This is a genomic window from Actinomadura rupiterrae, assembly GCF_024172125.1.
Lineage (GTDB): Bacteria > Actinomycetota > Actinomycetes > Streptosporangiales > Streptosporangiaceae > Spirillospora > Spirillospora rupiterrae.
The window spans coordinates 511,801-536,125 of the sequence record NZ_JAMZEA010000008.1 but is presented as its reverse complement, the minus strand read 5'-3'; the positions used below and the strand labels follow the sequence as shown (position 1 = coordinate 536,125).

Annotated in this window: 20 protein-coding genes; 8 read left to right on the top strand and 12 right to left on the bottom strand. The window is 69.8% G+C overall.

Features of this window, described 5'->3' with window-relative positions:
* Window positions 1–106: 106 nt before the first annotated feature.
* Both FHU30_RS29895 and FHU30_RS29890 read right to left on the bottom strand, forming a co-directional pair.
* Window positions 107–1,333 carry an RNA polymerase sigma factor gene (locus FHU30_RS29895; protein ID WP_253880292.1) on the bottom strand — a complete coding sequence of 409 codons (1,227 nt, stop codon included), beginning with the start codon at window positions 1,331–1,333 and terminating at the stop codon, window positions 107–109.
* Window positions 1,330–1,701, bottom strand: coding sequence for a YciI family protein (locus FHU30_RS29890; protein WP_253880291.1), 372 nt, complete (start codon window positions 1,699–1,701; stop codon window positions 1,330–1,332). Before FHU30_RS29890 ends, FHU30_RS29895 begins: the two co-directional genes overlap by 4 nt.
* Before the next feature lie 452 nt (window positions 1,702–2,153).
* On the opposite strand from FHU30_RS29890, the gene FHU30_RS29885 reads away from it, so the two are divergent.
* Window positions 2,154–3,656 carry an MFS transporter gene (locus tag FHU30_RS29885; protein ID WP_253880290.1) on the top strand — a complete coding sequence of 501 codons (1,503 nt, stop codon included), beginning with the start codon at window positions 2,154–2,156 and terminating at the stop codon, window positions 3,654–3,656.
* A 12-nt stretch (window positions 3,657–3,668) separates the two neighbouring features.
* Window positions 3,669–5,108: an FAD-binding oxidoreductase gene (locus tag FHU30_RS29880; RefSeq protein ID WP_253880289.1), complete on the top strand. Its 1,440-nt coding sequence runs from the start codon at window positions 3,669–3,671 to the stop codon at window positions 5,106–5,108.
* A gap of 131 nt (window positions 5,109–5,239) precedes the next feature.
* Here FHU30_RS29880 and FHU30_RS29875 read toward each other — a convergent pair whose 3' ends face one another.
* The 3 genes from FHU30_RS29875 to FHU30_RS29865 form a co-directional block, all read right to left on the bottom strand.
* Window positions 5,240–5,728 (bottom strand): cupin domain-containing protein, encoded by a 489-nt coding sequence (locus FHU30_RS29875; protein ID WP_253880288.1) that lies wholly within the window; start codon window positions 5,726–5,728, stop codon window positions 5,240–5,242.
* 1,052 nt (window positions 5,729–6,780) lie between these two features.
* Entirely contained in the window at window positions 6,781–7,671 is an 891-nt protein-coding gene (locus FHU30_RS29870; RefSeq protein ID WP_253880375.1) for an RNA polymerase sigma-70 factor, read from the bottom strand.
* 88 nt (window positions 7,672–7,759) lie between these two features.
* The gene (locus FHU30_RS29865; RefSeq protein WP_301323794.1) at window positions 7,760–8,704 is read right to left on the bottom strand and encodes an RNA polymerase sigma-70 factor; all 945 of its coding nucleotides are present in this window, start codon (window positions 8,702–8,704) and stop codon (window positions 7,760–7,762) included.
* 50 nt (window positions 8,705–8,754) lie between these two features.
* Here FHU30_RS29865 and FHU30_RS29860 point away from each other — a divergent pair, with 50 nt between their 5' ends.
* Window positions 8,755–9,498, top strand: coding sequence for an SDR family oxidoreductase (locus FHU30_RS29860; protein ID WP_253880286.1), 744 nt, complete (start codon window positions 8,755–8,757; stop codon window positions 9,496–9,498).
* Window positions 9,499–9,625: 127 nt separating this feature from the next.
* Here FHU30_RS29860 and FHU30_RS29855 read toward each other — a convergent pair whose 3' ends face one another.
* Window positions 9,626–10,213 (bottom strand): TetR/AcrR family transcriptional regulator, encoded by a 588-nt coding sequence (locus FHU30_RS29855; protein ID WP_253880285.1) that lies wholly within the window; start codon window positions 10,211–10,213, stop codon window positions 9,626–9,628.
* 105 nt (window positions 10,214–10,318) lie between these two features.
* On the opposite strand from FHU30_RS29855, the gene FHU30_RS29850 reads away from it, so the two are divergent.
* Window positions 10,319–10,699 (top strand): hypothetical protein, encoded by a 381-nt coding sequence (locus tag FHU30_RS29850; protein ID WP_253880381.1) that lies wholly within the window; start codon window positions 10,319–10,321, stop codon window positions 10,697–10,699.
* Between the two features lie 1,516 nt (window positions 10,700–12,215).
* Here the strand turns inward: FHU30_RS29850 and FHU30_RS29840 are convergent.
* On the bottom strand, window positions 12,216–13,010 hold the full coding sequence (locus FHU30_RS29840; protein ID WP_253880284.1) for an isocitrate lyase/PEP mutase family protein: 795 nt from the start codon (window positions 13,008–13,010) through the stop codon (window positions 12,216–12,218).
* 111 nt (window positions 13,011–13,121) lie between these two features.
* Here FHU30_RS29840 and FHU30_RS29835 point away from each other — a divergent pair, with 111 nt between their 5' ends.
* Both FHU30_RS29835 and FHU30_RS29830 read left to right on the top strand, forming a co-directional pair.
* Window positions 13,122–13,697 carry a TetR/AcrR family transcriptional regulator gene (locus FHU30_RS29835; protein ID WP_253880283.1) on the top strand — a complete coding sequence of 192 codons (576 nt, stop codon included), beginning with the start codon at window positions 13,122–13,124 and terminating at the stop codon, window positions 13,695–13,697.
* Between the two features lie 822 nt (window positions 13,698–14,519).
* Window positions 14,520–14,768: a hypothetical protein gene (locus tag FHU30_RS29830; RefSeq protein WP_253880282.1), complete on the top strand. Its 249-nt coding sequence runs from the start codon at window positions 14,520–14,522 to the stop codon at window positions 14,766–14,768.
* Between the two features lie 417 nt (window positions 14,769–15,185).
* Here the strand turns inward: FHU30_RS29830 and FHU30_RS29825 are convergent, their stop codons facing one another.
* Both FHU30_RS29825 and FHU30_RS47300 read right to left on the bottom strand, forming a co-directional pair.
* Window positions 15,186–15,578: an NUDIX hydrolase gene (locus FHU30_RS29825; protein WP_253880281.1), complete on the bottom strand. Its 393-nt coding sequence runs from the start codon at window positions 15,576–15,578 to the stop codon at window positions 15,186–15,188.
* 637 nt (window positions 15,579–16,215) lie between these two features.
* The gene (locus FHU30_RS47300) at window positions 16,216–16,860 is read right to left on the bottom strand and encodes a TetR/AcrR family transcriptional regulator (protein WP_253880280.1); all 645 of its coding nucleotides are present in this window, start codon (window positions 16,858–16,860) and stop codon (window positions 16,216–16,218) included.
* Between the two features lie 239 nt (window positions 16,861–17,099).
* On the opposite strand from FHU30_RS47300, the gene FHU30_RS29815 reads away from it, so the two are divergent.
* Window positions 17,100–17,723: an SRPBCC family protein gene (locus FHU30_RS29815; protein WP_253880279.1), complete on the top strand. Its 624-nt coding sequence runs from the start codon at window positions 17,100–17,102 to the stop codon at window positions 17,721–17,723.
* A gap of 556 nt (window positions 17,724–18,279) precedes the next feature.
* Here the strand turns inward: FHU30_RS29815 and FHU30_RS29810 are convergent.
* A complete protein-coding gene (locus FHU30_RS29810) occupies window positions 18,280–19,221 on the bottom strand; it encodes an alpha/beta fold hydrolase (RefSeq protein ID WP_253880278.1) in 942 nt (313 codons plus the stop codon).
* Window positions 19,222–19,339: 118 nt separating this feature from the next.
* Here FHU30_RS29810 and FHU30_RS29805 point away from each other — a divergent pair, with 118 nt between their 5' ends.
* Complete coding sequence (locus FHU30_RS29805) at window positions 19,340–19,975, top strand: TetR/AcrR family transcriptional regulator (protein WP_253880277.1); 636 nt, start codon at window positions 19,340–19,342, stop codon at window positions 19,973–19,975.
* Between the two features lie 1,110 nt (window positions 19,976–21,085).
* Here FHU30_RS29805 and FHU30_RS29800 read toward each other — a convergent pair.
* Together FHU30_RS29800 and FHU30_RS29795 are read right to left on the bottom strand one after the other, a co-directional pair.
* Window positions 21,086–22,558 carry an MFS transporter gene (locus FHU30_RS29800; RefSeq protein WP_253880276.1) on the bottom strand — a complete coding sequence of 491 codons (1,473 nt, stop codon included), beginning with the start codon at window positions 22,556–22,558 and terminating at the stop codon, window positions 21,086–21,088.
* Window positions 22,559–22,574: 16 nt separating this feature from the next.
* The gene (locus tag FHU30_RS29795; RefSeq protein WP_253880275.1) at window positions 22,575–23,933 is read right to left on the bottom strand and encodes a condensation domain-containing protein; all 1,359 of its coding nucleotides are present in this window, start codon (window positions 23,931–23,933) and stop codon (window positions 22,575–22,577) included.
* Window positions 23,934–24,325 lie beyond the last annotated feature (392 nt).

Here is a 24,325-nt window from a genome sequence, read left to right as displayed (position 1 = left end):
TCTTGTCTCGACATACCTGAGACAAGACAGCCCCGCCGCCTGTGACATCTCAGCCGGGCCTATGCGCCTCGTGATGTGTCAGCGTTTCAGCCGGGCCTGTGGTGTGTCAGCGTTTCAAGCGTGCGGCCCTGGACTCCAGGTAGCGCTGTTCGGCGAGGCTGGCGGTGGCCTTCGCGGCGGCGCGGTAGTGCTCGTACGCCGCGTCCGTCTCGCCGGTCTTCTCCAGCAGGTGCGCCCGGACGGACAGCAGCCGGTGGTGGCCGGACATCCGCTCGTCCCCGTCCAGGTCCGCGAGGACGGCGAGCCCGGCGGCCGGGCCGTCGATCTCGGCCAGGGCGATCGCGCGGTTCAGGGTGACCATCGGGTTCGGCGCGATCCGTTCGAGGATCAGGTACAGCGCGTGCACCTGCCGCCAGTTGGTCTCGTCGGCCTTCGCGGCGTCGGCGTGCGTGGCGGCGATCGCGGCCTGGAGCTGGTACGGGCCGAGCGTGGTGTCCGCCAGAGCGCCCTTGACCAGCGCCGTTCCCTCGTCGATCAGCGCGCGGTCCCACTTGCCGCGGTCCTGCTCGTCCAGCGGGACGAGGTCGCCGCCGGCGGTCGTGCGGGCGTCGCGCCGGGCGTGGGTGAGCAGCATCAGCGCGAGCAGGCCGGCCACCTCGCCGTCCTCGGGCAGCTGCGCGTGCACCATCCGGACGAGCCTGATCGCCTCGCGCGCGAGGTCGGCGCGGTCCAGCTCGTCCCCGGAGGACGCCGTGTACCCCTCGTTGAAGATCAGGTACAGCACGTGCAGGACGACCCGCAGCCGCTCCTCGCGCTCGGCGCCCTCCGGCAGCTCGAACCGGCTGCCCGCCGCCCTGATCCGCTGCTTGGCGCGGCTGATCCGGGCCGCCATCGTGGCCTCCGGCACCAGGAACGCGCGCGCGATCTCGGCCGTGGTCAGCCCGCCCACCGCGCGCAGCGTCAACGCCGTCTGCGACGCGGCGGTCAGCGTCGGATGGCAGCACAGGAACAGCAGGACGAGCGTGTCGTCGGTGTCCGGAACGTCCTCGGGGACGATCTCGGTGGCGTGCGCCGTCTCGCGCTCGCGGCGGGCGTGCTCGCTGCGCATCTGGTCGATGAGCCTGCGCTGCGCCACCGCGACCAGCCAGCCGCGCGGGCTGTCCGGCACGCCCTCGGCGGGCCACTGCACCGAGGCCGCGAGGACGGCCTCCTGCACCGCGTCCTCGCAGCCCTCGAACTGCCCGTGCCTGCGCACGAGCGCGCCGAGGACCTGCGGCGCCAGCTCGCGCAGCAGGCCCTCGACCTCGTGCGGGGTTCGGTCCGGTTCGGTCATGCCTCCAATTGTCCGTCGTAGAACATGACCTGTCGGACCTCGACCCCCAGGCCCTCGATCGCGGCGTCCGGGATCTGCGCGGCCAGCTCCAGCGCGCGGTCCCGGTCCTCGACGTCGACCAGGTAGAAGCCGCCGAGGAACTCCTTGGCCTCCAGGAACGGGCCGTCCGTCACCACGGTCTGCCCGCCGCGCACCTTCACCACGGCCGCCTGGGACGGGTCGACCAGCGCCTGCGTGTTGATCATCTCGCCGGACGCGCGGAGGTCCTCGATGAACCGGCCGTGGCCGCTGCCGATCGCCTCCTTCTCCTCGTCGGTCAGCGCGTCCAGGACGGCCGGGTTGATGTGCATGCTGATCAGGAACTTCATCGTGCTCTCCTCACGTCGCGTCCCCGCGAACGGGGCTCCAGTCTCCGCCCCACCAGCGGGGCTTCCATCTCCGGCCCTCGGGGCCCTTGCAGTCGGCCCTCGATGTGCCCTTGCATCAGGCCCTCGGCGGGCCTTGGCGTCAGACCCCGGCTGGGACCTCGGCGTCAGACCCCGGGCTGGGGCCCTGGCGTCCGGCCCCGGGTGGGGCCTTGGCGTCCGGCCCCGGGTGGGGCCTTGTGTCGGGTCGCCGAGGGCGTCGTGGCCGGGCCTTCGGGGCCCTCGTGTCCGGCCCTCGGCGGGCCCTTCGCCGGTTGGTCGGAGCCGCCGCCGTCGTCTTGACATCCCGCCGCGAAAATCTCGCACGAATTTTTTCCGGCGGTCTCGCCTCCACCATGTCAAGAAGCGTCCGGCCGCTCCGACCACCCCGCGTACCTGCCTTGAGAGAAGGGGTGATGGAGATGCGAACGAACCGCGCGTGGCTGGGGCTGATCGTCCTCGTGCTGCCGACGCTGATCGTCGCGATGGACATGACGGCGCTGCTTCTGGCGCTGCCGAAGCTGAGCGCCGACCTCGGCGCGAGCAGCGTCGAGCAGCTGTGGATCAGCGACGGCTACGGGCTGGTCGTGGCCGGACTGGTGATCACGGCCGGCACGCTCGGCGACCGGATCGGCCGCCGCCGGGTGCTGCTGGCCGGGGGAGCCGCGTTCGCCGTGCTGTCGGTCGTGGCGGCCTTCGCCGTGGACCCGCTGATGCTGATCATCGTGCGGGCGCTGCTCGGCGTGGCGGGCGCGACGCTGACACCGTCCACGCTGGCGCTGATCACCAACATGTTCCGGGACGAGCGGGAGCGCGGGAAGGCCATCTCGATCTGGGCGACCTGCCAGTTCACCGGCGGCGCGCTCGGCCCGGTGCTGGCCGGGCTCCTGCTCCAGCACTTCTGGTGGGGCTCGGTGTTCCTGATCGCGGTGCCGCCGATGGTGATCCTGCTGGCCGCCGGGCCGTTCCTGCTGCCGGAGTTCCGCAGCGACCGGGCCGGACGGCTCGACCCCGCAAGCGTCGCGCTGTCGATGGCGGCCGTCCTGCTGATGGTCTACGGGTTCAAGCAGCTCGCGATCGAGGGCCGTCCGGTCGTCCCGTCGGTGGCGCTGGTGGTCGGCGCGCTGCTCGGGGCCGTGTTCGTGCGCCGGCAGCTGCGGATGGAGACGCCGCTCCTGGACCTGCGCCTGTTCCGCAGCCGCCCGTTCACCGCCGTGATCGTCGGGCTGATCTTCGCCGGGATGGCCATGGCGGGGACGGGCCTGCTCGTCACCCAGTACCTCCAGAACGTCCTGGGCCACTCGCCCGCCGCCGCCGCGATGCTGTTCGCGCCGATGGGGCTCGGCGTGGCGGCCGGGACCATGACCGCGCCGGCGCTGGCGCGGCGGATGAAGCCCGCAACCGCCATTTCGGGCGGGCTGGCCGTGTCCGCTTTGGGCAGCCTGCTGCTGGCCGCCGTGCACGGCCAGGGCGCGCTGCCGCTGATCATGGTCGGGATCACCGTCCTGGCGCTGGGCACCGGGCCGCTGTTCGCGCTGGGCACGGGCCTGGTCGTCGGGTCCGTCCCGCCGGAGCGGGCCGGATCGGCCGCGTCGATGTCGGAGACGGGCAACTACCTGGGCGGCTCGCTCGGCTTCGCGGTGCTCGGCGTCCTCGCCGCGGTCGTCTACCGGGACGGGACGGACGGCACGTCCGACTCCCTCGCCGGAGCGGTCGCCGCCGCCCACCACCTGCCCGCCTCCCAGGCCGCGCCGCTCCTGCACACCGCCCGCGCGGCCTTCACGACGAGCCTGCACGTCACGGGCTTCGTCGCCGCGGCGCTCTTCGCAGGACTGGCGGCGCTGACTCTGATCATGCGTCCGGCGTCGTCCCAATCGGCTACCGAACCCGCCCCGGCGCCCGAGCCGGAAACCGTCTGACCCGTTTGGGATATGTGGCTCACGTCACACTTATCACCCTGTCACATCATCGAAGTCGGCGGCGTCTTGTGTTCGAACATCGGGCACCACGGGAGAACGGACAAGACGCTCATGACTTCGGCAACGGAAAACCTTCGGCGTGACTTCGGCGGCGACATCATCGAGCCGGGCTCCGCGGACTACGAATCGGCGAGCGGAGCGATGCTCGTTCCGGGATCCCCGGCTTATGTCCTGCGTCCCGGGAATGTGAAGGACGTTCGTGCGGCGATAGCCTTCGCCGCCGAATCGTCCCTTCCCCTCTCGGTGCGCGGCGGTGGCCACTCGTTCGCCGGATTCGGTACGAATAACAGCGGAGTGGTCATCGACCTCGGCCGCCTTTCCGGCGTGGACATCATCGACGCGGACCGGCACATCGTCCGGATCGGCGGCGGCGCCACCTGGGGAGCGGTCGCGGACGCGCTGCAGCCGCACGGCCTGGCGATCTCCTCGGGCGACACGCGCAGCGTCGGCGTCGGCGGCCTCACGCTGAGCGGCGGCATCGGCTGGAAGGCCCGCGAACACGGCCTCGCCCTGGACGCCCTGGTCGCCGCCGAGGTCGTCACCGCCGCCGGCCACGTCCTGCGCGCGAGCACCGACGAGAACCCGGACCTCTTCTGGGCGCTCCGCGGCGGCGGCGGCAACTTCGGCATCGTCACCGCCTTCGAATTCGCCGCGCACCCTTCCACCGACGTCCACTTCGGCAGGATCACCTTCCCAGCCGCGGAGCTTTCCACCGTCCTCCGGGGATGGGCGGACTACTTGCGCACGGCGCCCGAGGAACTCACGTCCATCATCAATTTCGCGAACCCCTTCTTCGGCGGTCCGGACGCGCCGGTCGAAGTCCTCGTCACCTACGACGGCGACGACCCGGAAAGCGCCGCCGCGGCCCTCGACCCGATCCGGAAACTGGGCACGGTAACGTCCGACGACGTCACCCTGAAGCCCTATGCGGAAATCCTCGTGGAGGGCATCGCCCCGCCGCCCGGAATCCGCTTCGCCTCCCGAGCCGCATTCGTCGGAACCGAATCGGTCGGCGACGTCCTGGACATCCTTACCGAGGTCGGCTCCGCCGCAGGATCACCGTCCATCTCCGTCCGCACGGTCGGCGCGGCCGTATCCCGGGTTCCGGACGACGCGACCGCCTACGCACACCGACAGGCGGAACTGATGTTCGTCACCGCCACCGCCGGTCCGGCCCCCGCCCTAGAGGCGTCCCGCCCCGCCCAGGACACGATCTGGGAACGCCTCACCCCGCACACCACCGGCGCTTATGCGAACTTCCTGGCCACCGCCACCGACCTGGACGTGGCCGCCGTCTACCCGCCCGAAACCCGCAAGCGCCTGGCGTCCATCAAGCACCAGTTCGACCCCACCAACCTCTTCACCCAAAACCACAACATCACCCCCGAATAACCCCTGGGGCCGCCCGAACCCCCTCGGGCGGCCTCGAACGGCCCCAATCAGGCACAACCCGGCGTCCATGCCACACAACCGCGCACGCCGCGCGCCGGGCTCGGCACGCTCACACTGCACATTTCCGCTGCTCAGACCATGAACTGGTCGTGGCGGAGGTAGATCTCAGCCCACTCCTCCTCGCTGAGTTCCCGCCCGCTCTCCACGATCTCGGCCAGCTCCTCGAAGTAGGCCTCGCGGGGAGCGCCGGGCGCGAACAGCACGAGCATCGTGGCCGGCCCGTCCTCGTTCCGGAACGCATGGACACCACCAGGCGGCGCATACAGGAAGTCACCGGGCGAGGCCGTCGTCCAGGCATCCCCATTGAAGAGGTTGACCCTGCCGTCCAGGATGAAGAACGACTCCGAGAACGTCCTGTGGAAGTGCGCCCCAGACCCGGACGGCTGCTGCCCCATCTCCCACCGATAGAGCCCGAAGTGCCCATCGGTGGTCGCTCCCGTAGCGAGGTAGTGCACGTTCGTCCGCCCGCCAATGGCCAGCTCCGGCACAGCGTCCGCCCCCCGGAACACCGCACTGACCTCGCCCTTCTCCGCCAAGTACCGAGCATCCGGATACGACATCCCCAACCTCCAACTCCCGCGCCCCAACAAGAGCGCATCCCAAACCTCAGCCAGCCACCCCACAAACCAGCGCCCAGCACAATCCCACACCCCACCAGCCCCAACACACCCCCACACCTCATCCCGCCCCGCGCACACGACCAGTCCCGCACCCATCAACGCACCGGCCGCCCACAACTCACCCCGCCGAACGTCAGCGGCCAGCCCTTCAACGCGGGTCGCGTCGCGGGGTTCGTCCTGAACAAACCGCGGTGCAGCGCGAACGCGTCCGGCACGCCGCACAAGCCCGGGACAACCACGACACGCCTTCGCCCAAACACGGCACGCCTCCGCACGACACGGCGCACGCCCAATGGACCACGGCGCGGCCCCGTCCGGAGACGCCGCCCAAGCCCGAGACGGCCTCCGCGCCGACACGGCACGCGCCCAACGGGTCAGGGTACGGGCCGTCAGAGGACGCCACCCGAAGCCGCACGTGGTCACGACAGGGGCCGCACGGACACAGTGCAGACCTCACGCAAGCTCAGCACACGCAAGAAGACACCACGCACGCCCGACGCGGCCGCCACAGTGCAGGCGCGCGACCGGGAAGGCAGAGCTATGCGGAGGCAGCTGTGCGAAGGCAGCTGTGACGGCGGCACCTGGGGCAGCGGCAACCTGTGCAGGCCCGCAAGGTCGGCGGCGGGGGGGCGCCGGAACAGCGGCGGGGGGCGTCGGAACAGCGGCGGGGGGCGTCGGAACAGCGGCGGGGGGCGTCGGAACAGCGGCGGGGGGCGTCGGAACAGCGGCAGAGGGTGGCCGGGTCAGCGGGTGGTCCTCGGGTTGGCGGCGGAGGGGGCCGGGTGGCCCTCGGGCTGGCGGCCAGGTCAGCGGAGGGTGGTCCTCGGGTCAGCGGAGGGTGGCTGGGGCGGCGCCGGGGTCCTCGGGTCAGCGGCGGAGGGGGCCCGGTCAGCGAGGGGGGTCGTCGGGTCGGCGGCGGAGGGGGCCGGGGCGGCGGCGCCGGTGGTCCTCGGGGTGGCGGCGGAGAGGGGTCGGCTTGCGGGGGTTGGGGGTTAGCGGCGGAGGGGGGTTTGGCGGGCGATGGCGGAGAGTTTTTCCGGGTTTCGGACGACGTAGAGGCCGCTGATGAGGCCGTCGTCGATGCGGACGGCGACGACGGTGTCGATCTCGCCGTCCCGGCGCAGGATCATCGCCGGGTGGCCGTTGACCTGCACGGGCTCCGCGGCGGTCAGGACGGGGACCTTGAGCAGGAGGCCCGCCACCAGCTCGGCGCCGACGAAGGGCTCCAGCGCGGCCTGGACGACGCCGCCGCCGTCGGTGAGCAGGACGACGTCCGGGGCGAGGATGTCCAGCAGGTTCTGCAGGTCGCCGGTCTCGACCGCGCGCTGGAAGGCGTCCACCGCGTCCTTGGTCTCGGCCGGTGACACCACCTCGCGGGGACGGCGCGCGGCGACGTGGGCCCGCGCGCGGTGCGCGATCTGCCGGACGGTCGCCGGGGTCTTCTCGACCGCCTCGGCGATCTCGTCGTAGCCGAGGTCGAACACCTCGCGCAGGACGAACACGGCGCGCTCGGTCGGGCCGAGGGTCTCCAGGACGAGCAGCATCGCCATCGAGACGCTGTCCGCGAGCTCGACGTCCTCGGCGACGTCGGGCGTGGTCAGCAGGGGTTCCGGCAGCCACGGGCCGACGTAGGACTCGCGTCGGCGGCCGAGCGTCCGCAGCCGGCTGAGCGCCTGCCGCGTCGTGACGCGGACGAGGTAGGCGCGGTGGTCGCGCACGTCCTCCAGGTCCACGCCGGTCCAGCGCAGCCAGGTCTCCTGCAGGACGTCCTCGGCGTCGGCGGCGGAGCCGAGCATCTCGTAGGCCACGGTGAAGAGCAGGTTCCTGTGCTCGACGAAAGACCTTGTCGCAGTATCTAGAGGGTCTTTCGTTTCCTTCGGCATCTCACTCATGCGTGGCCCCCTAACGTTCGTGCCAATGCCTGCCGCACAAACGACGCCGTAGCGATGGTTTTTGTGACAGTGGCGTGCGTCACAGGGCGGGACGCGGGGCCCGCCTGACCTCGCGGTCGACGGCGTGGGCGTCGGCCACCTCGCCGAGGTGCGCGAGCTTGTCGGGGTTGATGACGACACGGACGGCCCGGATCCGGCCGTCCAGAACGTCCAGGACGAGCGTGTGCAGCACCCGTCCGCCGCGGTCGCGGAAGATCGCGCCCGGCTGGCCGTTGATCTCGCGGGGCTCGCACGCCACGTCCGCGCGCGCCATCCGCGGGAAGGCGGACGCGAGCAGCCGCGCCACGCTCTCGGCGCCGACGAGCACCCGGGCCAGCTGCGGGGCCTTGCCGCCGCCGTCTCCGACCAGCGACGCCTCGTCCGCGAGCATGTTCCGGAGGCTCGACACGTCGCCTTCCCGGAGCGCGTCGAAGAACCGCGAGGCCAGTTCGTCGCGGGTTTTACGGTCGGCCTCGAAGCGCGGACGGCCCTCGTCCATATGCCGCCGCGCCCGGACGAGCAGCTGCCGGCACGCCGCCTCGGACCGTCCGACCGCGTCCGCGACCTCCCTGAAGCCGAAGTCGAAGACGTCACGCAGCACGAAAACGGCGCGTTCGAGCGGGCTGAGCCGTTCGAGGAGGAGCAGCGCGGCCACCGAGAGCGAGTCGGCCAGCTCCATGGAACGTTCCGGATCCTGGTAGGGATCGGTGAGCAGCGGTTCCGGCAGCCACGGCCCGACATACTCCTCGCGCCGGACGCGCGCCGACCGCAGCACATCGATCGAAATCCGCGTCACCGTGGCGGACAGGAACGCCTTGGGCGAATCGGGCGTCGTCGCGGACGCCTCGTAGCGCAGCCACGCCTCCTGGACGGCGTCCTCGGCCTCGGTCACGCTGCCCAGGATCCGGTAGGAGATCGAGAAGAGCAGCGGCCTGAGCTCCTGGAACTCCTCGATCCTCGCCACACCAACCCCCTTGTCCGACATTTCCCGCCCTACCGTGTCACAGGCGGCCGGGCCATCTCGTCTCAGGGGGCATGACGAACAACGAGCAGACCACAGTGCTGGTGACCGGCGCCAACAAGGGACTCGGCCTCGAAACGGCGCGCCGCCTCGGCGCCCTCGGCTGGACGGTCTTCCTCGGCTCCCGCGACGAGAGCCGGGGCCGCGCCGCCGCCGACACCCTCCTGTCCCAGGACATCAAGGTGACCATGATCCCACTGGACGTGACCTCGGACGCCTCGGTCGCGAACGCCGTCCGGCTCGTCCGGGAGCACACCGACCGCCTGGACGTCCTGGTCAACAACGCGGGCGCGTCCGGCCACGCCGTCCCGCCCGCCGAAGTGACGCCCGAGGAGCTCCACGGCGTCTACGACACCAACGTGTACGGGCCCGTCCGGGTAACGAACGCGTTCCTGCCGCTGCTGCGCGCCTCCGACAACCCGCGCGTCGTCATGGTCTCCAGCGCCGTCGGCTCCTTCGCCGCCATCACCGACCCCGACCAGCCGGCCGCGAAGTTGCACGAACTCGCCTACAGCTCGTCCAAGGCGGCCCTGAACATGATCACCGTCCGGTACGCCCACGCCCTGCCCGACATCAAGTTCAACGCCATCACGCCGGGCGAGGTCGCGAACCACACGTTCGCCGCCACCGACATGAACCACCACACCGGCCAGCTCACCGTCACCGAAGGCACTGACGCCATCGTCCGCCTGGCGACCCTCGCCCCGGACGGCCCGACCGCCACCTTCACCGACCGCCTAGGCCCCATCTCCTGGTAACCCCCCTCGCCCCGATCCCGAGCCGTCCTCTACATGTGGCCAATCGGGCCTCCCGCCGGGGGCGGTCAAGCCACAAGTCCCTGCTCGGCGGGCCCTGGCCAGTGGCCGGGGCCGGGGCCGGGGTTGGTCAGGCGGTGGCGCCCAGGAGCCGGACGAGACGGACAAGAGCGGCGCGCTGCCCGTCCGGATCATCGTTGAGTCCGGGCATCAGCATGGGCTGGAGCTGGGGCGTCGCGAACCACCACCCCGCCAGGGCGATGACGGCGTAGAGGAGATCCTCCGGCGGAACATCGGCGTTCAGGTGTCCTGCGGCCTGGGCCTTCGTCAACGTGGCGATCTTCTCGGCGTAGTGCGCGGCCCGGGCCTCCCGGGCCGCCGCCTCCCCGCCGCTGACGTGCAAGCCCTCCCAGTGCAGCAACCGGATGAAGTGCGGGTGCGCGCGGTGGTAGTCGAAGACCCGCGCAGCGTATTCACCCAGGTCGGAGGCGAGCCGGTCGTCCAGCGGCACGGCCTCTGCCAACCGCTCCAGCTCCCTGGTCAGCACCACGGCGAACATCTTCTGCTTGTTGCCGAAGTACGAGTAGATCCGCTCCTTGTTGACCCCGGCGCCGGCGGCGATCCGGTCCATCCGCGCGGCCTCGGGCCCATGGGTGGCGAACTCCTCGACCGCAGCTTCCAGGATGAGCCGCTTCGTCCTCTCGGTGTCCCATGCCATGCCCCGAGCATACGACATCTCCAACTCAAGAGTTGGACTTCTGGCCCCTCCCATGCCAAACTCCAACCACCGAGTTGGAAACACTCTCGCTACTTGGAGCCCTCGATGCCCATCACCATCAACACCCACCGCCCCACCCCACCCCGAACCAACGCCGCCGCAACCACGCAACCCCCGTCCACCACCGCAACTCCGAGCGCCCTGCCAGTACCAAGCAACAAGCCCCTCTCCGAACCAGAAGCGCCACGCGCACAACAGCCCGCCCTCCCATCAATCCACCTGCGAGCGCTGTTCACCTGGCTAGCCGTCTACTCGACCCTCATGGCGACCCAGCTCACCTTGGGCCCGGCCCTGCTCCCGCTGCCCCTCCCCATCCGGACGCTGCTGGTGACCGCCATCGTCGTCCCCACCGTCGTCTACGTCCTGCTCCCCGCAATCCTCCGAGCCCACGCCGCCCTAAGCCACCGCACCCCACCCACCCACTAACCCCCACACCCGCCATGCCCACCACCCCGAGCACACGCCTCCCCAAACCCCCACCGACTCCCACTCACCCAGCACCCCCGACTCCCGCGCCCCCAGCGCTCCGGTGCCTCTGAACCCGCTTACCGGCCCGCCTCCGCATACCGCCACCGGCGCACCCACCGCATCCGGCGACTCCATGTCCCGCGCAGCCGGTGAACCCGCGTTCTTGACTCATGCACACGCCTCGCGGATGCGGCCACGGGAGCGGGAGCGACGGCGGGAGCGGGAGCGGGGACGGGGGCGGCGCACCCGCACATCGGACGGCCCTGCACCACGCGCCTGAGTCCCTCACCCAGCGAACGAGACACCTCCGCTCCCCATGCAAGCCTGGCACCACCGGCGTCCGACGACTCCCACGTTCCACGCGTCCAGCGCCCGCCCGGACCCTCGCCCCTACGCATCCGGCAGCCCACGCCGTGACCCACTGCACCCGCGCCCCGCGCACCCAGCGCACCGCGGCCCCGGCGCCTCTGGACGTCGCGTCCCGCCACCGCCCCCGCTCACCAGACGCCCCCGCACGCCCGACGACGCCCGCCTTCCACGCGTCCGGCGATAGGGCCTCGGCTCGTATCCGTCCCGCGCCCCACGCCCAGGGCGCCCCCGCCACACCCGCGCCCCCGCCCCACGCCCACGCCGACGGGCGCGGGGCGGGGGGCGCGGGGCGGGGGGCGCGTCCGCGCATCGGACGGCCCTGCACCACGCGCGCCTGAGCCCCGCACCCAGCGAACGAGGCACCTCCGCACTCCACGCACTGGCACACCCCGCGCCCGACGACACCCGCGTTCCACGCGTCCAGCGTCCGCCGGGCCCTCGCCCCCGACGCATCCGGCACCCCACGCCCGTGGCGGACCCGATGACCCGCCCCCGCGCACCAGCGCACCCGCCGACTCCGCGCCCAGCCCCGGCGCGTCTGGACCCCGCGTCCCGCCACCACACCCGCTCGCCAAACGCCCTCGCGCGTCCGCAGCCTCCCGCCCGAAGGACGCGCCGCGCTCGTCGGCCCTGCGCCCCTGGCGCTGCCTTAGCCCGCCCGCATCCCCCCGCCACCACATCCCGCGTGGCTGGCGCGCCGCGCGTCCCATGACTCCGCGTACCCAAGCGTCCGGTGACCTCGCGTCCCACGCGCCCGGCGGCACCATGTCCCACGCGCCCGGCGGCACCATGTCCCGCGCGTCCAGTGACTCCGTCTCCCGTGGGTCCGGGGGCCGTCGCGTCCTTACTCCTTGTACTTGGCAGCAGGCGTGAGGCGTCGTCGGGCTGGTGGTGCGGGCTGGTCGGCGAACCCTGGCGGGGGTAGTCAGGCGATCGACTGCGCTGATGCGCTTGCATCAGGGAGCGTGGTCTTCGGGTTCGATCCGCATTCATGACAAAGACGCCTGTGCTCGGGGGCGAGGGCAGGCGTCTTGAGGACGGCCATCCCTGGAGGCAAGTGGGGGAGCCTTCAGGGACGGGGCGTTCGTCGAGTCAGGCGTTGGGCTCAGAGGCGGACGATGGCGGAGGCGACTTCCGTCGGGTCCGTGAAGCCGTCGAACGTGCCGTGGGCGAGCAACTGCGCAGCGGCCTGGTGTGCCGCTGCGTACGCGGACAGCTGCAGGGACGCTCCCACACTCACCCGGCGGACTCCGGCCCCGGCCAGTTCGGCCACCGTCGGCCCGCTGGGGTCGGCCATCGCGTTGACAGGAAGCGGCGAGGCCGCCACAAGCTCCTTCAGGACGGTCAGGTCGAGCAATCCGGGCACGAAGAGGCAGTCCGCCCCGGCCTCGGCGTAAGCGGCAGCCCGCGCGAGGACGTCATCGAAGCGCGCCGACTCTTCGCCGACCTGCAGGAAGTAGCCATCGGTCCGTGCGTTGATGACGAGATCGGGCACTCCCGCGCTGGTCGCCGCCTCACGCGCGGCGCGGATGCGTTCGGCCTGCTCATCGATGGTGTGCAGCGGCTCCTGGAAGGACCGGGAGTCCTCAAGGTTGACGCCGACCGCGCCGGCCCCGACGACCTCGGCGACCGTGAGCGCCACATCCGATGGCGCTTCGCCGTAGCCGTTCTCGATGTCCGCCGTGACGGGGACGTCGACGACCGCGCAGATGCGGCGCACGGCCTCCGCCATCTCGGCGCGTTCGAGCTTGTGCCCGTCCGCCTGGCCTTGCGCCCAGGCGATGCCCGCGCTGGTCGTCGCGACGGCCCTCGCCCCTGCGTGGACGACCGCAGCGGCACTGGCCGCGTCCCACGCGTTCGGCAGCACCAGCAGGCTCTCGTGCAACCGGCGCAGTTCCACAGCCTTGTCGTTGAGTCCCATCTTCCGCACGACCCCCTAAACTCAGAGAAACAGACCGTCAGTCGGTTTGGAAGCTACCGACCGACAGTCGGTATGTCCAGGGAGGCGAACATGAACAACCGCGGACAGGCCACCCGCGCCCGCCTGGTCGACATCTCCTCCCGCCTCTTCGCCGAGTACGGCTACGAGGGCACATCGATCGAGGCCGTCCTGCATCGGGCGAACGTGAGCCGCGGCGCGCTCTACCACCACTTCGACAACAAGGAAGCCCTGTTCGAAGCCGTCCTGGAGGAGCTTGAAACCGACATCACCCGCCAGGTGTTGGAAGCGGGCAAGGACAAATCCCCCGTCGACGCCCTCCGCGCCGGCTGCCGCGCCTGGATCCGCCTGGCCGCCGAACCGACCGTCCGCCGCATCGTCCTCATCGACGCCCCGGCCGTCCTCGGCTGGCAGCAGTGGCGCGAGATCGAGGAACGCCACGCCCTGGGCCTCTTCAAATCCGTCCTGGACACCCTGGCCGAGCAGGGCGCCCTCCCCGCGGAACGCGCCGACCTCTGGGCCCACATGCTCCTGGCCTCGATCAACGAGCTGGCCCTGCTCGTCGCCAACTCCGAAGGCTCCCCTGAATCCGTCACGCAAGCCGAAGCCGCCGCCGACGACCTCCTAGGCCGCCTCCTGGACTCCTGACCGCTTCAAGCCCTCCCGCGCCACCATCCCAGGAGCCGCGCCCAACCAGGCCCCAAGGTCTGGCCAGCCACCCAAGGACACGGCCCACCACATCCAGGACACGGCGCATGCCCACGCCCACTCCCCGGCCCACGCCCAGGGCCCGGCGCACACCCAGGGCCCGGCCCACGGCCACAGCCCGGGCCCGCGTTCCACAGCCCGGGCCCGCGTTCCACAGCCCGGGCCCGCGTTCCACAGCCCGGGCGCACGTCCACAGCCCGGGCGCGCGTCCACGGTCCTGCGCACGTCCACAGCCGCGTCCGCAGCCCGGCCCGCGTCCAGGGCCCGGCGCAATACGTCCATCCATGGGCCGGGACGTCCCCGATTCGCCCCAGGATGCGGCGCCGACCGCCAGGCGCAACGGACGGCCGACCTGCGTGAGACCAAGGAGCGGCTCCGCGCGATCTTGGACAACGGCATCCGCCTCGGCCTGCTCCGCCACCTGCACGACGGCCCCCGGCGCCGACCTGGCCGCGCCACCGTCCCCGGAGATCGTCTTCAACCACCTCGGCCGGATGGCGACGGCGACGGCGACTGGAGCGTCGCATCGGTCTTCGGCGGTGCGGACGGCGCGATGCCGGTCCGATGACCTTCGAGTCACAGTCCGTCCCGCAAGCCGATCCGCTCACCTGCGTCCACAAGGGAGCCTCGCCGCCACCTCAGACCACCGATGCCTCAGCGGCGAGCATGTCCCGCAGGCTCGACACAGCCAGCCCTTCGGGAGCCATCGAAGGGCCGGGCCCGACTTGAACGGCGGCGGTTGTTGGCCCGAGAGTGGACGGAATGATGGTGGACGAGGCGATGGTGCCGCTCGTCCTCGCCGGGGCGGTCGACTCGGCCGGGGCCGACCCGTCCTACGCCGACCTGGTGCGGCGGCTGCGGCCCGGCCGCGACGACGGCACCGACACCAAGGCCCGCGACGTCCAGTTCACCGCTGAGGGTGCACGCGAGGGGTTGGCCTCGAAGCGCGGACACCCCGTCCATCCTTTGATGGCGCCAATCGGCAAATGCCGAGCCGGGCTTGCTCGGTAGTCGACCTCGGTCTGGGCGCCAGGGAAGTACTTCACGAACCCGCTGGGGCCGGGCCTGTTATGGCGGCCCGCTGGCCATGCCCCTGCGACGGACGCTGCCCAGTCCGTCGACAGGCACAGCCCGTCCTCGGAACAACCAACTGCGGTGTCCCGAGGTCATGTGGCCGTCCGAACGAACGTTGCAACATGACGGTTCTACGCGGACGGGCATCACCATCGGCCTGCGGGCCTGAGCCGGTCAATCGAGAGCCGTACCGGCCATGAGCCGGTTGGACGTGAGGCGATTGGACGTGAGGCGATTGGACGTGAGGCGGTTGGAGGTGAGGCGGCGGGGTCGGGAATCGACAGGTTGTGAGCCGTCAGGACGTAGCCGTTCGTGCAGGGTGGCAAACGCCCGTTCGGCGCATGGGCTGGTTGTTCAGTGGAGCTGGCCGGTCTGGTGCAGGTGATCGAAGATGATCTGGTCTACGGGAGATACGCGGTGGCGGTCCGCGTAGGTCAGCCAGGTGACTTCTTCGATTTCGCTGGCGGCGGTCGGAGTGCCGTCGTGGTCGGCGGTGTAGCAGGTCATCTGGACGGTGATGCCGTCTGCGTGGCCGTGAGCCTGGGCTTGGAAGGTGCCCAGGTGCTCGGCGGTGGCGGGGACGATCGTGATGGCGAGCTCCTCGTCGATCTCGCGGACCAGGGTTTCGATGTCGGTTTCGCCGGGCTCGCGCTTCCCGCCGGGGAGGTAGTAGACGTCCTTCCCTCGTGATCGTGTGCTGAGGATCTTGCCTTCGTCGAGATGGATCCAGGCAATCTTGTCGATCATCGTCCGCTGTCTCCTGTCGGTCGTCGTCGGGCGGCGGCGGCCCGAGGCGGCTCGTTCGCGGTGCCGCTCCAGGAGTTCGCCGCACTTGAAGATCGCGCTCCGGCACCGCCCGAGGCAACCCGATAGGACCGTCGAGCGCGCTCTGGCGGGCCTTCCGGACTTGATGACCTCGAACGCCGCAGCCGGGCCGGCGGGGCACAAGTCGTCCCCTTGGAGGCTCGAACAGGTGTGACATGGGGGCGTGCGGGCCCGTTGATCGATCCGCAACCAACGCCGACGTCGAATGCCCTGTGCGCACTCCAGAGCGCTGCCGGTCGGCGAGCTGGCTTGGCAAGTCGCGCGCGGATTCGCCGTCGCGCACGCCTTGGGCAGGTTCTCGCTCGTAGGCGGACGCGACTGAACACACGCACGCATTCAGCGCCGCCTACTGCTAACTGCCCAGACCCGTGGGCTTGGCCGAGAGACCGGGTTGGCTGTGGGTTTGGCCATGGAGCCTGGCCGGGCCAGGACCGGGTTCCGTCCCGGGGCCGGGTCGGTTGCGGGCCGGGTCGGTTGGGGGCCGGGTCGGTTGGGGGCCCGGTTAGTCGTGGGGTGGAGGTGGTTGGGGGTCGGGTTGGTGGAGGTGGTTGGCCGCAGGTTATGGGGTGAGGAGGTCGTCGAGTTCTGCTTCGAAGAGCTTGGCGGGGTCGAGGCCCATGCCGGTGAAGTGGCCGGCGAGTTCGAGGGACAGGACTCCGTGGCAGCGCGTCCAGAAGGTCAGGGCCCGGTGCAGGACGGAAGGTGGGTAGGACGCGTCCGCCCATTGCCGGTGGTCTTCGAGGTGCTTGTCGAGCGGAGTGGCGGGACGCTCCGGGATGGACTTGGCGCATGCCTTGAGCAGGACGGACATGATCTCGTCCGCGATGACGGTGGTGTCGTCCGGGGCCTGGTAGCCGGGGACGGGCGTGCCGTAGATCAGGAAGTAGCGCTGCGGGTCTTCGAGAGCCCAGCGGCGCAGGGCATGGGCCACCACGCCCAGGTCGGCGCTCAGCGTCGTGGCCGCCTGGACGGTGTCGGCGAGGCTCTGGTAGGCGTCCCGGATGAGCTCGGTGATCAGCTCGTCGCGGTTGGCGAAGTAGCGGTAGAGGGCCGGGCCGCTCATCCCCATCTGCTTCGCGATCGCGTTCAGGGACAGCGCCGAGGCTCCGGCCGAGGCGATCTGCTCCCAGGCGCGGCGCTTGACCTCCGCCCGGATCTGGACGCGGTAGCGCTCGCGCGGAGTCTCGGAGCTCTTCTCCGCCACTGACCCGCCTCCTTGAGCTAGACCTTGAAGATTTAGTTAGAAGGTATCACGGAACCTATTGACCGCAGCCCGGCCGTCCAGTTATACCTTCTAACGAACGAACCACCCTCTAGCAAACATGAGAGCGGACATGGCCCATGAGGGCTTGGACACGGAGGAGCAGCATGTTCGGTAAGGCCACTTCGAGGACGTTCGGGCTTCGGGCGCGGACATGGGGACGGGCGCGCGGGAGTGCGCTGGTGATCACGGTTGCTGCGGCCGGGGTGCTCGCGAGTGCGGCGGACGGCGCTCAGGCGGCGGAGCGGCATCATGCGGGCGCGCCTCAGTGCAGAGGCGCGGGGGTCGATCCCGCCGCACGCGTCCGGTACGAGACGGACATCTTCATCAAGGCTCCGTTGAGCACGGTGTTCAAGGTTCAGACCGACGTGAGGCGCTGGCCGAGTTGGCAGAAGCCCGTGCTGTCCATGAAGCTCCTCGACCCGGGACGCCTTCGGCCGGGGTCCCGGTTCCGGTGGACGACGCCGGGCCCGGCCACCCCGACGACGCCCGCGACCACGATGACGATCACGTCCACCATCCAGCGGATCAAGCAGAACGACTGCATCCTGTGGAGCGGGCCGGCGATCGGGGACGGCGTGCGCATCGACCAGGGCGTCCACCTGTGGAAGTTCACCAAGGTCAAGGGCGGCGTCCACGTGCACACCGAGGAGACTTGGACCGGCAAGCAGGTCGACGCCGATGTCCCCACCGCCACGCGCCTGCTCGGGGATGGCCTCAAGCAGTGGTTGCTCGACCTGAAGGCCACCTCGGAAGCTCGCGCCCACGACCATCACCTGCACAAGCCCGCCCAGTCGCGTCCTTAGCCCCCCGGGGGGCGGCGGCCGAGGAGGTTCCGCACTGCTGCGCTCGAAGCGCCCGCGCCCCCAGGGCCTGCGGGGCTCGGCCCGAACGCTCGCTGGCGTGGGGCCTGGAAGTTCCCGCTCGGCCGCGGGCGAAGCGTCCGCGCCTCCAGGCCGTGGGGCCCTGCCCGGACGCTCGTCGGCCTAGGGCTTGGAGGTTCCGCCCAGCTGGGCTCGAAGGACTCGCGCCGCCTCCAGTCCCGCGGGGCTCTGCTCGAACGCTCGCCTGCGTGGGGCGTGAAGGTGCTGCCCGGCTGCGCTCGAAGCGCCCGCGCCCCAGGCCTGCAGGGCTCGGCCCGCACGCTCGCTGGCGCGGGCCTGGAGGTTCCCGCTCGACTGCGGGCGAAGCGCTTGCGCCTCCAGGCCCGCGGGGCTCTGCGCGGACGCTCGTCGGCGTGGGGGGGTTTGGAGGTGACGCCGGGCTGTGCTCGAAGGGCTCTCGCCTCTGGGCCTGCGGGGCTCTGTCTGGACGTTGTCGGCGTGGGTTGGGGCGGGGGGCTTGGGGGTTGGGGGCGGCGCTTCAGGGGTTGGAGTGGAGGAAGTCCAGGACGAGGGCTGCGGTTTCGTCGGGGCGTTCGAAGTGTGGGAGGTGTCCGACGCCTTCTAGTAGGTGGAGGTCGGCGTGAGAGAAGACGGAGCGCAGGACGTCTTCTGGGGGCATCGGGGTGATCGGGTCATGGCGTCCCCAAATGACTTGGACGGGGACGTCGGCGGCGTCCAGAACGCGGTAGAGGTACTCAGCCCCATGGAAGGGGACGTTGGCCAGCGCGGACAGCAGGCTGCGCTTGAATCCCCGATAGCGCAGTTCCGGCAGCAGGCGCGCCTGGACGCGCGCCACCACGCGCGGGTCGCGGGAGTAGCCGGGCAGGCGTGATTTCAGCGCCCGGTTTCCGGTCAGTCGGAAAAACGGCAGCCCGATGCCCGGAAGCATCGAGATCCGCAGGCCGCGACTCAGCGGCGTCGCGAACCCGTCGGGCGAGACGAGGCAGACTCCGGCGACGCGTTCGGGGTGATGCACGGCGAACTCGGCGGCGATCGGGCCGCCGAAGGCAAGCGCAACCAGCGTCACCGGACGGTCGACACCCAGCGCGTCCAGCAGGTCGATCATCTGCTCTTCGAACAGCGGCTGGTCGTACGAGATGTCGGGACGGTCGCTGAATCCGAGGCCGTAGCGGTCGAATCGGATGGTCCGATAACCGGCGCGGGCCAGCCGCTCGAAGAGTTCGTCCCAGACCCAAAGGGACAAGGTGGCTCCGGGAATCAACAGCACCGGTTCGCCTGTCTCCGGTCCGTCCACCATCACGTGCGTCGTTCCGTGACGAAGCCGGACGAACGACCCGGGCGCGTCCTTCCGGGCGCGGGCGTCCATCGGGACCGTCTCGCCGCGACGGCGGTTCAGCAGGACGGGCAGGGCGATCGCCGCACCGGCCACCGCCAGTCCAGGACGCAGGTTCAGGCTCATCGGACGCCACTCCTTCATAGCGGGACCGGTACATTAATGACCGGCGGTCAGTCGAATGACCGATGGTCAGTCTGTGCCACTGACCGGCGGTCAGTCAAGGCGAGCGAAGAGGTGGCTCATGGGCAAGGCTCCGGACGGCGTGCGGAAGCGCGTCCTCAAGCCGGCGGAGGAACGCCGCGCCGACCTGCTGGACGCCGCCCTGGAGGTGTTCGCCGAACGCGGCGTCGCCGACGCGACCGTCAACGACATCACCTCGCGCGCGCAGGTCGCGAAGGGCACCTTCTACCTGTACTTCTCCGCCAAGGAACAGGTCGTGGCCGCGCTATGGGAGCGATACGTGACCGGCTACATGGACCTGGCCCAGGCCGTCCTCACCGACCGGGACGAATCCGACGCCCTCACCGACCAGGCCGGAACCGGCGTCCTCACCGAGCTTCTTGAGCGACTGATCGACCACGCCGTGGAGAACGCCGAATTGCACCGGATCGTCTACGGCTCCGCCGACGCCAAGGCCCTAGCCCTTTGCGCGGAAACCAACCAGCGCGTTATCGACCTGCTGGCCGAAGCCATCGAACGCGGCATGAACGCCGGCACGTTGCGCCCAGGCCATCCCCAGGTCTTCGCTCGCATCCTTTACCACGGAGCCCACGCCACCTTGCACGACGCAAGCAGCGAATCCGGGCCGTCCTATACCCGGGCGGACGTCAAGACGACCGTCCAAACCATCGTCCAGCGCACCCTGGCCCCTGCCTGACACACCGCCCGCGCGCAAGCCTGAAGCCACGCACAACACCGCCACCCAGGCATCCCGCACGGACGCGGGGCCGCACGGACACGGGGACGCGGGGCCGCAGGGGCGCACGGACGCGGGGACGCGGCGTCCGCAGGTCGAGCGAATTGGGTATCCGACAGGCGTGCGCCTGGCGAAGTTGCGCGGGTGGGCGTCCGGCGGGCGTACGCCTGGCCAGGACGCGCGGGATGGGCGCCCGGCGGGGCTGGCGTGGCGTGGGCGTCCGGCGAGCCGAATATCCGGGCGTGCGCAAGGCGGGCATCCAGCGGGTTCGGCGGGCGTCCGCAGGGTGAGCGTCCGGCGGGCTCGCGGGAGGCGGGCATCCGGCGGGGGTGCGCGGGGCAGGCGTCCGGCGGGGGTGCGCGCGGCGGGTTCGGCGGGGGTGCGCGGGACGGGCGTCCGGCGGGTTCGGCGGGCGTCCGCAGGGTGGGGCGTCCGGTGAACGTACGCAGGGCGGGCATCCGGCAGAGTCGCGCGGGAGGCGGGCATCCGGCGGGGGTGCGCGGGGCAGGCGTCCGGCGAGTGTGCGCGAGGCCGGTTCGGCGGGTGTCCGCAGGGTGGGCGTCCGGTGAACGTGCGAAGAGTGGGCGTCCGGTGAACGTGCGCAGGGTGGGCGTCCGGTCGGCGGGCGTGCGCGCGGCGGGTATCTGCCGGGCGGGCATGGGGTGGCGGTGGGGTTGGACGGGGAGGGCCGGTCTGGGCGGGTGTTGGTGGAAGGGGTGCAGTTGGGGCGGGCGCGGGTTGGGCAGGGCGGGGCGGGCGGAGTCGGAGGGATGGCGCGGGCGGCGGCAGGGTGTGGACGGGGTTCTCGCGCTGGAGCGGGGGGAGGGCGTCCGGAAGGTGGTGTGGGCGGCGCGCGGCCTTCGAGGGGGCGGCGCCGAGGGGGCGGCGGTCCAGAGGGGCCCTCGGGGGGTTCCGGGGGCGTTGGTGGGGGAAAACGACGAAGGAGCAGCGGCCGGCGCGATTAGCGCGGGACACTGCTCCCAGTGATGAAGTGAAGTGGGCTACTGACGAAACTTCCTGGCCTGCAGCGATGCGGGCACTCTGACACCTGTGATTCCACGCTAACTAAGATCATTTTCCACTTGGGTCATGATCAGAGCGCCCCCCAGGCGTGTCGAGAGGATGCGCCGGGTGCGCGGGCGAGCTCGAGCGGCGATCATCGGTTCGAGGAGTTAGGAGGATCGAGCCGATCGCTGCACCCGCCGCCATGGTGATGGCCGCGGCCGTCAGGGCGGTCCTGTAGCCGCTGACGAAGGCCTCTCCGGTGGTCGCGCCTCCCGCAAGGGATGACTTCTCCTCCGCCATCAAGATCGTTCCGGCGCAGATGATGCCGAACAGGCTCGAGAGCTCCCGAGCGGTGTCGAGCAGGCCAGAAGCGGTTCCGTAGCCGCTCTCGGGGACCACTGCGAGTGCACTCCCGGACATGGTCGTCATGAGTGCGTAGCCAGCGCCGATCAGCCCAAAGACGGCGTTCAGTTCGAGATAGTTGATTCCAGTTCCCGCGGCGGCGCTGAGTCCGATGCCGATCGCCATCGTGAGCAGTCCCGCTGCTGTGGAGACATGAGTTCCGTGTGCAGCGCAGACCCGGGTGGCCACCGGGACGCCGAGCAGCATCAGGAGGGAGAAGGCCACGAAGATCAGTCCAGCCCGTGTCGGTGAATAGCCCAGGGCCTGTTGGATAAAGATCGCCGAATAGAAATATGCGCCCATAAGGCTAAAGTGGGCAATAAAGCAAACTGTGAGTCCCCCCATGAAGGTTCGACTTCTGCGCATTTCCTCGTTGATAAGAGGGTCGTCCGTGCGCCGCTCGTGAAGGACGAACGCCAGCGCGGTGATGATCGCGAAGGTTGCCGAGACGAAGACAGGAGGAGAGCCAGGTCCTCGGTCCTGGACCAGGAGGAGGGTGACGACAGTGCCCAGGATGGCGCATGCCGCAAGGGCGATACCGCCGAGGCCCACAGTTTTCCGGCGGGGGACGTCGCTCCTCTCGCAGACACCGGCTACGGCCAGTAACGCCGACATTCCGACCGTCGGCACATTGATCCAGAAGATGTAGCGCCAATCGGCGTACTGCGAGATCAGGCCGCCCATCGGGGGGCCGACAGCAACGGCAGTTGCTGCCAGACTGAGCCATACCCCCACCGCAATATCCCGCTTCTTCCGCTCAACGCTTTTGAAAGTAGCTCCTATCAGTGCGAGACAGGTTGGAGAGATTAATGCGGCACTTGCCCCCTGCAGGATCCTCGCCGTGATGAGAGAGCCACTTGACCATGCCGAGGCGGCGAAGACCGAGGAGCAGCCGAAAAGGAGCAGCCCGCAGAGGAGTATTCTCTTGCGTCCGAACCTGTCGGCCATGCGTCCGCCCGCTGGGATGAGGCTCGCGTAGGTCACCAGGAATGATGCGCCGATCCGCTCCATATCCGTCAGAGACATGCACAGATCGGCGCGGATGGAAGGCAGCGCCGTGTTCAGCACTGCGGTGTCGAGGGACGTGACGAAGGTAGCGCTGCCGACTGCGGCGACCACAAACCAGCGCTTGTCCATGGAAAGACCTCCCGTTTCATTGTGCTGGTGATCCAGTACGCCACGCGTCCAGGGCTTGCCCGGGATCCCGACTGAGTTGGGTGAGGGCATCGGTGAATCCGCTCACCAGACGGTCTATGCCCGCCTCGTCGAGAAGGCTGGGGTCGTAGATGACACTGCCGGTGAGCGATTTTCCCCATTCCATGGTCCACAGGCCGTCGAGAGGGACCGCCATGCCATCCACGAAGGAGTCCGAGCGCTGTAGACGTTCCGCCAGGCAGTCATCGCTGAGCCGGTACCGCCCGGCGCCTTCGATGACGACCACCTGGAACGGCATGAGGAAGAACTCCTCATCAGCGAGGAGGAGCCCGAGGTCCAGGCTCTCATCGATGACCTGAAGGACCGGAAGATCATGACTGTAGGCGTCGAGGAAGGTCTCTTGGACCTGTTCCACCGCCTGCCGGTGAGTCATCTCCTCGGAGAGCTCAGTTCGAAGAAGCAGTGCATTGACGAAGAACCCGACCATGTTCTCGGTCTCTGGGACATCTCGCCCGAAAGTCAATGTCGGCACCACGATGTCGTCGACGCCGGTGATCTTGCGGAGACACACCTTGTAGGCGCTGAGAAGAAGAACGAACGGCGTTACCTGAAGGTCCTCACTGACGTGCGTCACCGCGTCGGCGAGTGCTGCGGGCACCTCGAAGCGGAACACCGACCTATGACCGGCGTCTTGCGGACCACGCCGGCGCATGAAGGGAATCCTCGCGGGCCTGACGCCGTCGAGCTGCCTCTGCCAGTAGTCGAGGGCCCGTTTCGTCGCTCGGGTGAGGGGCTCCGCCTGCTGCCGTGCCGCATACTGCCCGTACTGCAGGACCGGTGGGAGCATCGGATCCGCGCCGGAGAGCCTGGCTCGGTAGAAGGCTCCGAGATCCTGCATCACCACTTCGAGTGACCAGGCATCGGAGGCGGAGTGGTGCATGAACAGCACGAGAACAGCGTCATCAGGCGAGAACCTGCCCAGGAAAACCCAGAGAAGAGGAGGCTCCGTCCACGGGCGCTCTCCCAACTCGATCGTTCTGATAAATTCTTCGGCGGCGCCTTCCGAGTAGCCGCCTTTGCCGCTCAGGTCTGTGACGGAGAATCGATGGCCTTCCGGCTCCAACACACATTGGGACGGCATGCCCTCGCGGCGGTGAATTACGGTTCGTATCACTTCGTGGCGAAGAGTTACATCAGCGACCGCTCCGTTGAGGGCCTCAACATCGATCCTGCCCTGGAGGCGGTGAGTAGAGGAGATCGTGAACAGCGGGCCCAGCGCGCATCCCGGATGTAGAGATTCGAAGAAGGTCAGCAACAGTTGAGAGAAAGAAAGCGGCGCGCTGTGGGCGACGGCCACCGGCTCTCGACTAAGATCAACCACAGGTCCTCCTCCAGCGTCGGGCAACGTATCGCGAACACGACTCCCAGAGTGTAGCCAGCTTACCTTGTGAGTAAATTTTATTTACCCACTCCGCGTTATCGGTTAGATCTTCACATATCTCCGACTCAACCAGCACGTGGGCACATGGTGGTGCCCACGTGACGGCTTCCCCGGGTCCAGATGTGGCCAGACTTGCCCCTTACTGGGTGCGGATCATCCGGCCTATGCTGATCGGCGGCGATCTTTTTCCCTTTATCTGACATCCAGACACTATTCAAGTTACGCCAGGGCCTTCCCTCAGGCTCTTAACCCTCAGCTCGGGCGGCAATTCTTTTCCGGTTGGCGCGATTCCGGCGGCAGATACTTTC